We start from the raw sequence: 1,022 nt of genomic DNA on the forward strand, positions 1-1,022 counted from the left end.
GCGCGGCCGGCCGTTACAGGGCGGATGACGCGCCGCCGGCGCCGCCCAGGAGTCCCGCCATGCCCAGCCAGACCTTGCCCGCCCCCGCCCGCCCGGCCGGCGCCGCCCAGGGCCATGCGGCGATGCGCCCGCGCGACATCCCGGCGCGCGGCTGGTGGAGCATCCTCAAGCGCGCCGCCATCGAGGCGAATGAGGACCGCATCATGACCGAGGCGGCGGGCGTCACCTTCTACGCCCTGCTCTCGGTCTTCCCGGCGCTGACCGCCCTGGTCTCGCTGTTCGGCCTGTTCGCCGACCCGGCCATGGTCGGCCAGCAATTGCAGCAGGCCGAGGGCTTCATCCCCGCCGGCGGCATGCAGATCATCGACGAGCAGCTGCGCCGCCTGGCCTCGGGCGAGCGCGGCTCGCTCGGCTTCAGCGCGGTGCTGGGCCTCGGCGTCGCGCTGTGGTCGGCCAACCAGGGCACCAAGGCGATGTTCGACGCGCTGAACATCGTCTACGAGGAGAAGGAGAAGCGCGGCTTCCTCCGCCGCACCCTGATCACCCTGGCCTTCACCCTGGGCGCGCTGGTCTTCACCATGCTGGCCATGAGCGCGGTGGTGGTGCTGCCGGTGGTGCTGGCCTTCGCCGGCTTCGAGAGCAGCACCGAGCTGCTGCTGCGCCTGGCGCGCTGGCCGCTGCTGATCCTGTTCATCACCGCGCTGCTGGCCACGCTCTACCGCTTCGGCCCCAGCCGGGAGAAGGCGCGCTGGCGCTGGGTCAGCTGGGGCGGGGTGTTCGCGGCGCTGGCCTGGGCCGCGCTCTCGGCCGGCTTCTCCTTCTATGTCGGCAATTTCGGCAATTACGACGCGACCTATGGCTCGCTCGGCGCCGTCATCGGCTTCATGACCTGGATCTGGCTCTCCGCCATGGTGGTGCTGTTCGGCGCCGAGCTGAATGCCGAGATGGAGCACCAGACGGCGCGCGACACCACCACGGGGCCGGAGCGGCGCATGGGCCAGCGCGGCGCCACCATGGCCGAC

The 1,022-nt window shown here is 71.8% G+C and carries 1 protein-coding gene; it reads left to right on the plus strand.

The genetic code is table 11. The features are described 5' to 3' along the window. Positions 1-59 precede the first annotated feature (59 nt). Positions 60-1,022: YihY/virulence factor BrkB family protein (locus HMPREF0731_RS21715; protein ID WP_051014854.1), on the plus strand; the 963-nt coding region annotated here is incomplete at its 3' end.

Origin of the sequence: Pseudoroseomonas cervicalis ATCC 49957, assembly GCF_000164635.1 — a bacterium.
In the GTDB taxonomy this organism is placed as follows: domain Bacteria; phylum Pseudomonadota; class Alphaproteobacteria; order Acetobacterales; family Acetobacteraceae; genus Pseudoroseomonas; species Pseudoroseomonas cervicalis.